This is a genomic window from Thermoactinomyces sp. DSM 45892 (assembly GCF_900107305.1).
Taxonomy (GTDB): Bacteria; Bacillota; Bacilli; order Thermoactinomycetales; family Thermoactinomycetaceae; genus Baia.
In genome coordinates this window covers 75,164-84,986 of the sequence record NZ_FNPL01000016.1, presented here as the reverse complement: position 1 = coordinate 84,986, position 9,823 = coordinate 75,164, and the positions used below count along the sequence as shown (strand labels likewise).

The window sequence follows — 9,823 nt, the reverse complement described above, 5'->3', positions numbered from 1 at the left end:
CACTCGTTCCCATCCCGAACACGACCGTTAAGCCCTCCAGCGCCGATGGTACTTGGACCGCAGGGTCCTGGAAGAGTAGGACGTCGCCAGGCATATACATAAAAAAGAATCATCTAGTCCATTTGGATAAACTAGATGATTCTTTTTTTGTCTTAAACTATCACAGATTTTTGATATATCAATATAACAAAATTAAGTCACCTAGTAGAAATGTGTCTAACTAGTTCAGGGGCTACCTGTTGTAGTTGCATGTGCTGTACAAATAGTTCTAAAGCGTTGCTTACACGGGAATCCTTCTTTTTACTTTGGGCTTGCCTTCATGAGAATGAAAAAACTCCCTCTAGGTGTTAAGGCATATGGTTAACCAACCAATACCTAGAAGGAGTTGTCGTTATACACAAAAGTATTACAATTGTCTTACTCCATAGCAAGAACAACATTACCGGTTGCTGAGCATCCTTGACTGTATCCGTTTTGGCATTTTAAAACGAGTAGGTACTCACCTGGGCCTTTTGGCTCCATTCCGTTTGCTGTCTCCCCTTTTCTCAGATAACCTGTTTTGACTACTTTTCCATTTTTCACGATTTCATATTGAACATAATAACGAGTATCTTGACCAGCTTGTACATCCCAACCAAAGTAGGTGTACTTATCTAAGTTATACGCTTGAGAGAACACTATACGATCTTGTTTGCCGAGTGTCATTCCTTCACTGGCATGTGCCGTTTGCGATAGTAAAAGGAGTGAACCTAATGCCGTCATAATTACTTTTTTCATTGTATATTCCTTCTTTCTGGTTAGGTTGCTTTTGAACAGTTCAATTTAGTGTTGGTTTGTAAAGGCATCTAAAAAGCTGAAAGAAACCTTCTAGAATATATCATAAGTTAAAAAACTGTGTCTATAAATTATTTTAAATTATCTACAAATTAACTTTGAAACAAGGTGTCTAGTCTGACAAATAGCGTAATGAGACTGATAATAGTAAATAGTAGATGCGAAAGGTAGAACTTGTATTAAAAGTTTTAAATAGTGTCCAATAATACGGAATGAGCTAAGTTGGATTTAAGGGAATGGAGAGTCTGTTCGATTATCGCAATGACTACCACGGGTTTTCTAAAAAAGAGATCTACTTTTTTTAGATACATGATATCAACAAATTAGACACTATTTTAGCCTTTTGCTATAATCATTATTAATGATTCAAAACAATATATAAAATCATTCTATTGATTCTAGTTTGTTATTTTTTTGATTTTGTTGTTGAGGATCAGGTTACGCGCATAGTTTGTTAGAAGGATATAGGTTATTTGGGCTAGGGAGGGCTTTTGCATGGAGTTAGGGGCTAGTTTTCTAACGATTGCTTGGTTTATTGCACTCGGGATATTGTTACCTGTGGCAGCATTGACAGTTGGGAAATGGTTAAGACCGAATCAACCATCTTCTCGAAAAGCAATCACGTACGAAAGTGGTGTAGATCCAACTGGAGAGGGATGGGTACAGTTCCACGTGCGTTATTATTTATTTGCTCTTCTCTTTGTTATTTTCGATGTGGAGACTATTTTTCTCTATCCATGGGCAGTCGCATATGATTCCTTGCGGGCTACACTAGGTGTATGGGTTTTGTATGAAATGCTTATCTTTATTGGGCTTTTGGTATTAGGCCTCGCCTATGCTTGGAAAAAGAAGGTGTTGAAATGGGAGTAAATTTTGAGGATTTTTCTCCGTTTGAGGAGCAAGAGCTACAGCGAAATGTACTAACTACGAATCTCGAGCAAATGAAAGCTCTTATTCGTAGCAATTCTTTGTGGCCGCTTACATTTGGTCTTGCTTGTTGTGCGATTGAAATGATGGGAACAGGTGGCTCTCACTATGACTTGGACCGTTTTGGAGTGATTTTCCGTGCTTCTCCTAGGCAGTCAGATGTGATGATTGTTGCAGGTACGGTGACGAAGAAAATGGCACCACTTTTACGTAGATTATACGATCAAATGCCGGAGCCTAAGTGGGTTATCGCGATGGGGTCTTGTGCGACAGCAGGAGGACCTTATATTAAGTCCTACTCAGTAGTAAAAGGTGTCGATCAAATTGTGCCGGTTGATGTGTACATACCTGGTTGCCCCCCTAATCCAGCCGCGTTAATATATGGAATCCACAAATTACAAGAAAAGATTCGCTATGAAGCGAAGCACGGAAAGCGAGTGACAATCCGTGAGTGACCAAAAAAAAGAAAAAAAACTTGCTACCGAAGCGAAAGCCGTGACGAATGAGGGAGTTGCAATGAGTGACTCAGTAGGCAAGGAACAAGGCGCTCCCAAGTCAGATGCCCTATCACAAGGAGCAACGGAAAAGGGTTCTGCGAAGAATCAACCAGTAAGTAAAGAACAAGGCGCTCCCAAGTCAGGTACCCTACCTCGAGAAGAAGCGAAGAAGGGTTCTGAAAAGAGTGACTCAGTGAGAAAGGAACAAGATGCTCAAACATCGGCCAATCCTTTGTCGGAGCAGGCAGGAGAAGCTGTAACGAAGCCTCAGGCAGCATCTGTTCCACCTAAGAAGCCAACGGCTACACCACGTCCAGCGGTGAAGAAACCAGTTGTGGAGAAGCCATTAGAGCCCTCTCGTAAACAACCTTGGTTGGATAAGTTTGTGGTTAGACTAAAGGAGCTAGAGGGATCCGAGCATTTAGAGGATGCCTTTATTAATCGAGTGAATCATGATCTACCCACTTTGGTTGTAAAGGGTGAGTGGTGGCGTTCTCTTGCTCTTCATTTACGAAACCATCCAGATTGCCAGTTTCATTATGTACAGAACTTTTCATCCGTGGATTATGAAACTCATTTGGAAGTGGTTGTGCATCTCTTTTCATTCCCTCATAAAGAACGCCTTGGGGTGCGAATCAAAGTAGATCGGACAGAAGCAAAAGTGGATTCAGTGGCTGATATCTGGGATGCTGCTAATTGGAATGAACGAGAAGCGTATGATTTGATGGGGATTACGTTCGAGGGACATCCAGATCTGCGCCGAATTATGTTGACAGATCAATGGGTTGGGCATCCACTACGTAAAGATTATGTGCCGTATGATGAGGGGGTGTGAGCATGCTACGTACAGAAGAAATGTTATTAAATATGGGCCCACAGCATCCTAGTACCCACGGAGTTTTACGTCTGGTCATCAAGATTGATGGAGAGATGATTCGTGAGGTTGATCCAGTGGTAGGTTATCTGCATCGTGGAACAGAAAAGTTAGCGGAAGATTTAACCTATACACAGATTATCCCTTATACGGATCGCCTCGATTATGTATCCGCGATGACGAATAACTATGCGGTGGTCCATGCAACGGAGTTATTAATGGGTCTAGAAATACCTGAGCGCGCAGAGTATCTTCGCATGATTACGATGGAATTAAATCGGGTTGCCAGCCATTTAGTTTGGGTAGGAACGTATCTACTTGATTTAGGTGCGATGAGTCCATTCCTTTACTGTTTCAAGGATCGCGAAACCATTTTGAACCTATTTAATGAGCTTTGCGGTGCGCGTTTGACATATAACTATATGCGTGTAGGCGGCGTGAAGTGGGATGCTCCAGATGGATGGCTTCAGAAAGTGGAAGAATTTGTTCGATACATGCAAAAGGAATTGAATACGTATCATGATTTGATTTCAGGTAATGACATTTTTCTCCAACGGACTAGAGGGATTGGGATTTATACAAAAGAACAAGCCCTTTCCTATGCCTTATCAGGAAGTAATCTGCGTGTGACAGGAGTTCCGTGGGATTTAAGGCAACATCAGTCGTATTCGCTATATCATCAGTTCCAATTTGAGATTCCAGTGGGTGAAACTGGTGATGTATTAGATAAGTATCATCTTCGTATGCAGGAGATAGCAGAGTCGTTAAAAATCGTGAAGCAAGTTCTTGGTGTGATAAAGGAAGGCCCGATTATGGGGAAAGTGCCGAAAGTACTACGTGTGCCAGAAGGGGAGGTTTATGCAGGAGTGGAGTCTCCTCGAGGAGAGTTAGGCTGTCATATCGTCAGCAATGGGAAGAATAAGCCGTGGCGTTTGAAATTCCGTCGTCCATCCTTTTACAACCTTCAGATCTTGCCAGAATTACTAAAAGGGGAGAATATTTCAAACTTGGTTGCGATTTTAGGTGGGATCGATATTATTTTGGGAGAGGTGGATGGGTAATGGATTTGTTCTTCTATCTCGGTCCGATCATCTTAATGCTTCTATTACTTGGTTTTGTGACATATGCCATTTTGTTTGAGCGGAAAGTCATTGGGTGGATTCAGAATCGACCTGGTCCCAATCAGGTAGGTCCCTGGGGATTATTTCAAACGATTGCAGATGTGGCAAAACTATTGTTGAAAGAAGATATAGTACCAGGGAAAGCAGACCGCTCTTTATTCAAATTAGCGCCTATTATAGCATTTGTGCCAGCATTTGCTGTATTGGCCGTCATTCCCTTTACAGATTCATGGCAGTTTGGTGATTTTGCGGTGGGGCTTCTGTATTATATTGCGATCTCTAGTATTACCATCATTGGGATTTTGACAGGAGCTTGGGCTTCGAATAATAAATACTCACTACTTGGTGGAATGCGTTCAGCAGCACAGATGATTAGTTATGAGATTCCACTTGTGCTTTCTGTGGTTGGGATCGTGATGACGACTGGGTCTTTAGATTTAAACGATATTGTCTTAGCGCAGAAAAAAGTTTGGTTTATCGTTCCACAATTCTTAGCGTTTCTCATCTTTTTCATTGCTTCCTTGGCGGAGTTAAATCGCACCCCTTTTGATTTGCCAGAGGCGGAGTCAGAGTTAGTAGCTGGATATCACGTGGAGTATACTGGATTTCGTTTTGCTTTCTTTATGCTCGCGGAGTATGTGTATGTATTTGCGATGGCATCGCTTACTACGTGTCTCTTTTTAGGTGGATGGCTTCCATTGTTTGGTTTGGTGATGATTCCTGGGATCTTTTGGTTCCTACTAAAGTTTTCACTAGTTGTATTTTCATTATTTTGGATTCGGGCCACGATGCCACGATTGCGTGTCGATCAACTTATGCAGTTTGCTTGGAAAGTACTGCTTCCATTATCGCTTCTCAATATTTTCTTAACCGCGATCTTCAAAGAAATACCCGTTCTTTCTTCATTTTATTGATTTGATTGAGACAAGGTAGGTGGAACAGAATGTTTGGATTGGTAAAAGGGCTTGGTGTAACATTGAAAAACATGACCAAGCCGAAGGTTACCTATAATTACCCTGCGGAACCCATTCCCGTTCCAGATCGATTTCGAGGGATTCAGCATTTTGATGCGGAGAAATGCATTGTGTGTAATCAATGTGCGTTGGTTTGTCCAACCGATTGTATTACGCTCACAGGAAAAAGAAATCCAGATCCTGAGAAAAAAGGAAAAGTAATTGAAGTTTATGATATAAATTTTGAAATTTGCATTTTGTGTGACTTGTGTACTGAAGTTTGCCCCACAGAAGCGATTGTGATGACCAATAATTTTGAATTAGCCACTTATAGCCGTGATGACCTATTTAAGAATATGCAGTGGCTTCATGATAACAATCAAAATGTCCGTCAAGAAAATATGTCTAGCAAACCGCCTGGGGCTGCAGGGGGGACGAAGTAATGGAGATTACAGGTGAATTTATTGCGTTTTTTATCCTATCTGTTTTAGCGATTTGTGGATCTGTCTTTATGATTTTCTTCACAAATGTCGTTCATATGGGAGTATCGATGGCCTTTACTTTCCTTAGTATCGCAGGAATCTACTTCTTACTAAACGCAGATTTTCTTGCTGTTATTCAAATTATGGTGTACACCGGGGCTATCTCCATTTTGATGTTATTTGGCATTATGATGACGAGACATAAAGAGACGGAAGAAACGCTGAATCGACCTGTTCACTATTGGTTAAGCATAGCAGGTGCTGGAGTTTTGCTAGTAAGTTTGGTCTTGTTATCACGGAGAGCTACATTTGTCTCGGATGCTACGAATCCCAACGGATACGGAATTGAGAAGATCGGTGAGTTATTTTTTGGGACTTATATGATTCCGTTTGAGCTTGCTTCGATCCTGTTATTGGTTGCTCTGATTGGATCAATTATCATGGCCAAGAAAGAGGGGCAGGAGTAATGTTAATAGCTTCTTATCTAGCGCTTGCCGCGATCCTATTTGTCATTGGATTGATTGGCGTGTTGACCAAACGGAATGCAGTAATTGTACTGTTTTCGCTGGAATTAATGCTAAATGCGGCCAATATCAACTTGGTGACATTTTCAAAAATGGGTCTTGTCCCTAATTTGAATGGGCAAGTATTTGCGCTCTTTAATGTGGTAGTTGCTGCAGCAGAAGCGGCAGTGGGTCTTGCGATTTTGTTTGCTATTTATCGCAATCGAGAAACAATCGATGCAGAGAAATTTAATTTGTTGAAGGGATAGAGGTGGCATGAAGCATGATGTTTACTTGGGCATGGGTTTACCCTCTTTTTCCGTTGATTGCGTTTGTCCTTCTGATTGCCTTGCGCGATGTGATTAAGAAAAGGCTTGCAGCTACGTTAAGTCTGATAGGGATCAGCATTTCATTTGGTTTCGCTGTTTATCTAGCTTGGGTGGGAATTTTTCAGCAAAGTGTGATTCAAACAGTGAAATATCAGTGGTTTTCAATAGCAGGTAAGCCGCTGTATCTTGATTTTATGTTAGAGCCATTAAACATCGTAATGGTTTTCTTAGTTTCGCTGGTTAGTTTATTGGTGCAGATTTATTCTATGGGATATATGAAAAATGATGCTCGCATAACTACGTTTTATGCCTATCTTTCCCTGTTTACTAGCTCGATGCTAGGTCTTGTAATCTCCGCTAATTTACTACAAATCTATTTCTTCTGGGAGCTTGTAGGCTTGTGTTCCTTCTTACTAGTAGGATTCTGGTATTTTAAACCGGAAGCAAAGGAAGCGGCTAAAAAAGCATTTATCGTTACGCGAATTGGTGATATTGGCCTATTAATCGCGATCTTTATGATCTATCAAAAGGTAGGTAGTTTTGATCTACGAGTGATTCAAGAAGCAGTTAGCTCGGGTGTATTAACTGGCGGAGCATTGACAACGGTGGCGATTCTCATCTTTGTTGGGGCTGTGGGGAAATCAGGTCAATTCCCTTTACATACTTGGTTACCTGATGCGATGGAAGGACCGACTCCTGTAAGTGCGCTTATCCACGCGGCCACGATGGTTGCGGCAGGGGTCTACTTAGTAGGGAATCTGTTCTTCTTCTTTGAGGGTTCAGAGGTTGCTCTTACAACGGTAGCCTATATCGGTGGCTTTACAGCTTTATTTGCGGCCACGATTGCGGTTACACAGAACGATATCAAACGAGTTTTAGCGTACTCGACCGTTAGTCAACTAGGCTTTATGATGCTAGGAATGGGTGTAGGTTCTGTTTATGCTAGTAGTTTCCATCTGCTCACACATGGATTTTTCAAAGCCCTTCTCTTCCTATCGGCTGGTGCGGTAATAGTTGCCTTGCATCATGAGCAAGACATTCGCAAAATGGGTGGACTATGGAAGTATTCCAAATGGCTTGGCATTCCTTTCTTAATCGGATGTTTGTCGATTGCCGGAATCCCGCCGTTCTCCGGATTTTTCTCAAAAGATGAAATCCTTTATGCGATACAGTTATCGGGTAAGACGGATTTGTTAGTGATCGGGCTACTCACAACCTTTTTTACAGCCTTTTACATGTTCCGGCTCTTTTACTTAGTGTTTGCAAAGAAATCTCGCGGGGACCAAAAAGTTCGTTCGATTTCTTGGAGTATGAAGATTAGTTTAGCTGTTTTAGCGGTATTTTCGATCGTGGGGGGATTCTTTTCTTTTCCAACGACGAGTGGGAACGCGGAAACGATTACTCAGATATCGAAGTTACCGGGTCATGCACCACTTTGGTTGATTGGTTCAGCTGTAGGAGCCTCCTTGCTAGGGATCTTGCTTGCTACTTTTCTATATGTGTGGAAGCAGGGATCAGCAGAAGGATTGGCTAAAAGGCTCTCTTGGCTTTATCAGGTATCGTATCGGAAATATTGGATCGATGAGCTTTATCAGATAATGTTTGTCTCATCGTTGAAAGCAGTTGCGTGGTTCCTGAACGGATTTGATCGCTTTGTCGTCGGTGGTCTTGTCCGATTTGTGGGTTGGGGCACGATGTCTATAGGCAGATTGGGCTCGATGATGCAAAATGGGCAGGTTCAAACATATGTATGGGTAAGTCTCGTAGCATTCTTGATTTTATTTGTTAGTTTGGCATTCGGGAGGTTGATCGGATGAATGCTCTACAGCACTGGCTCCTAAGTCTCATTATATTTGCTCCTTTACTTGGTTTGCTATTCTTGGCTGTCGTACCTAGTGCGAAAGCCTCTTGGCATCGTATGATTGGTTTACTCGCGATGCTTCCCTCACTTGCCCTTAGTATCTATCTCTATCAACGATTAGATAGCGGGGCGAGCGTGCTTCAATGGACACAGAAGTTTGAATGGTTTCACATTGGCGGTATGAAACTGTTTTACCACTTAGGAGTAGATGGGTTATCGGTTATGATGTTGCTTCTCACTGCGGCGATTGTCTTATTTGCAGGGATCGCTTCACTCTACATCACAACGAAGACGAAGCTATATTATTCCCTGTTGTTGCTGTTAGAAGTGGGGATTCTTGGTGTATTTGCTTCCCAAAATCTCCTTCTCTTCTTCCTGTTTTTTGAAATGACACTGGTTACGTTATTCCTTCTCATAAGTGGTTGGGGTAGTTTGGAAAAGAAAAGAGCATCGTACATGTTCTTGCTCTATAACGGGCTTGGCTCTGCTTTTCTGCTCTTTGCGATCATGGGCTTGTTAGCTTTTACGAGTACGCTTGAATTAGATCAAATCAAAGCCGTCTTTGCACAAGTTGATTTAGGAGGACTGCCTCCGGAGGCTACTACATTTGTATGGGGAATCTTTCTCAGTTTCATGATTGCATTTGCCATTAAATTGCCTGTTTTCCCGTTCCACACATGGATGTTAAAAGTTCATGTGGAGGCACCGCCACCTGTGGTGATGATTCACGCGGGTGTTTTGCTAAAAATGGGCGCATATGGCATGATTCGTTTCGGTGTTGGATTATTTCCGACGCTCTTTGCACAGATCGCAACGGGGCTTATGATTCTAGGTTTGATCGGTATTCTGTACGGAGCGGTGCTTGCATTTTCCCAAAAAGAGTTAAAAAGTGTGATTGCGTATTCAAGTGTTAGCCATATGGGGATTCTCGTAATCGGCCTCGCTTCATTGACGGAAGCGGGGATGCAAGGAGCAATTTATCAGGCTATTTCACACGGGATCATATCAGCGCTTCTCTTCTTTCTCATTACCAGTTTAGTAGAGCGTACACGTACGACAGAATTGATTGAATTAGGAGGGTTAGCGAAGCAACTTCCGATATTATCAGGTTTGTTTATGGTGGGGGCTATGGGATTATTGGGTCTTCCGGGATTGTCGGGTTTTGTGAGTGAGTTGATTGCTTTCTTAGGGGTATATCAAGTAAATCCACAGATTGCGATTATCGGCTCTTTTGGGTTTATTATCGCGGCTGCTTATACCTTAAGGGCTTTGTTAAAAGTAACGTATGGGCAATCTGTAACTCGTTTTCAACATTTACAAGATATCCAAGTGAGGGAATGGCTGCCGATGTTGTTACTAGTCATTTTATCGATTTGGATGGGGATTGATCCAGACTGGATTGGAAACCAACTCCAGCAGACCATTCAGATAGGGGGGTAAGG

General features: G+C 42.1%; 11 protein-coding genes and 1 rRNA gene. 11 read left to right on the top strand and 1 reads right to left on the bottom strand.

Features of this window, described 5'->3' with window-relative positions; translation table 11 throughout:
* Nucleotides 1–92, top strand: a 5S ribosomal RNA gene (gene rrf, locus BLU58_RS13285); the annotation flags it as partial.
* 325 nt (nt 93–417) lie between these two features.
* Here the strand turns inward: rrf and BLU58_RS13280 are convergent.
* Nucleotides 418–777 carry a hypothetical protein gene (locus BLU58_RS13280; RefSeq protein WP_093292858.1) on the bottom strand — a complete coding sequence of 120 codons (360 nt, stop codon included), beginning with the start codon at nt 775–777 and terminating at the stop codon, nt 418–420.
* A gap of 552 nt (nt 778–1,329) precedes the next feature.
* Here BLU58_RS13280 and BLU58_RS13275 point away from each other — a divergent pair.
* Genes BLU58_RS13275 through BLU58_RS13230 form a run of 10 tightly spaced genes read left to right on the top strand, consistent with a single transcriptional unit; the run spans nt 1,330 to nt 9,821 of the window.
* Nucleotides 1,330–1,704: an NADH-quinone oxidoreductase subunit A gene (locus BLU58_RS13275; RefSeq protein ID WP_093292856.1), complete on the top strand. Its 375-nt coding sequence runs from the start codon at nt 1,330–1,332 to the stop codon at nt 1,702–1,704.
* Entirely contained in the window at nt 1,695–2,216 is a 522-nt protein-coding gene (locus BLU58_RS13270; RefSeq protein WP_143123790.1) for a NuoB/complex I 20 kDa subunit family protein, read from the top strand. The genes BLU58_RS13275 and BLU58_RS13270 overlap by 10 nt, the downstream gene beginning before the upstream one ends.
* Nucleotides 2,209–3,093, top strand: a complete 885-nt coding sequence (locus BLU58_RS13265; RefSeq protein ID WP_093292852.1) for an NADH-quinone oxidoreductase subunit C — start codon at nt 2,209–2,211, stop codon at nt 3,091–3,093. The genes BLU58_RS13270 and BLU58_RS13265 overlap by 8 nt, the downstream gene beginning before the upstream one ends.
* Before the next feature lie 2 nt (nt 3,094–3,095).
* Nucleotides 3,096–4,193: an NADH-quinone oxidoreductase subunit D gene (locus BLU58_RS13260; protein ID WP_093292850.1), complete on the top strand. Its 1,098-nt coding sequence runs from the start codon at nt 3,096–3,098 to the stop codon at nt 4,191–4,193.
* Nucleotides 4,193–5,167, top strand: a complete 975-nt coding sequence (gene nuoH / locus BLU58_RS13255) for an NADH-quinone oxidoreductase subunit NuoH (RefSeq protein ID WP_093292848.1) — start codon at nt 4,193–4,195, stop codon at nt 5,165–5,167. The genes BLU58_RS13260 and nuoH overlap by 1 nt, the downstream gene beginning before the upstream one ends.
* 29 nt (nt 5,168–5,196) lie before the next feature.
* The gene (gene nuoI, locus BLU58_RS13250; protein ID WP_093292846.1) at nt 5,197–5,649 is read left to right on the top strand and encodes an NADH-quinone oxidoreductase subunit NuoI; all 453 of its coding nucleotides are present in this window, start codon (nt 5,197–5,199) and stop codon (nt 5,647–5,649) included.
* Entirely contained in the window at nt 5,649–6,155 is a 507-nt protein-coding gene (locus BLU58_RS13245; RefSeq protein WP_176786679.1) for an NADH-quinone oxidoreductase subunit J, read from the top strand. Before nuoI ends, BLU58_RS13245 begins: the two co-directional genes overlap by 1 nt.
* Nucleotides 6,155–6,460, top strand: a complete 306-nt coding sequence (gene nuoK / locus BLU58_RS13240; RefSeq protein WP_093292844.1) for an NADH-quinone oxidoreductase subunit NuoK — start codon at nt 6,155–6,157, stop codon at nt 6,458–6,460. The genes BLU58_RS13245 and nuoK overlap by 1 nt, the downstream gene beginning before the upstream one ends.
* A 14-nt stretch (nt 6,461–6,474) precedes the next feature.
* A complete protein-coding gene (nuoL, locus tag BLU58_RS13235; protein ID WP_369813786.1) occupies nt 6,475–8,337 on the top strand; it encodes an NADH-quinone oxidoreductase subunit L in 1,863 nt (620 codons plus the stop codon).
* The gene (locus BLU58_RS13230; protein ID WP_093292842.1) at nt 8,334–9,821 is read left to right on the top strand and encodes a complex I subunit 4 family protein; all 1,488 of its coding nucleotides are present in this window, start codon (nt 8,334–8,336) and stop codon (nt 9,819–9,821) included. The genes nuoL and BLU58_RS13230 overlap by 4 nt, the downstream gene beginning before the upstream one ends.
* The last annotated feature ends 2 nt before the right edge of the window (nt 9,822–9,823 follow it).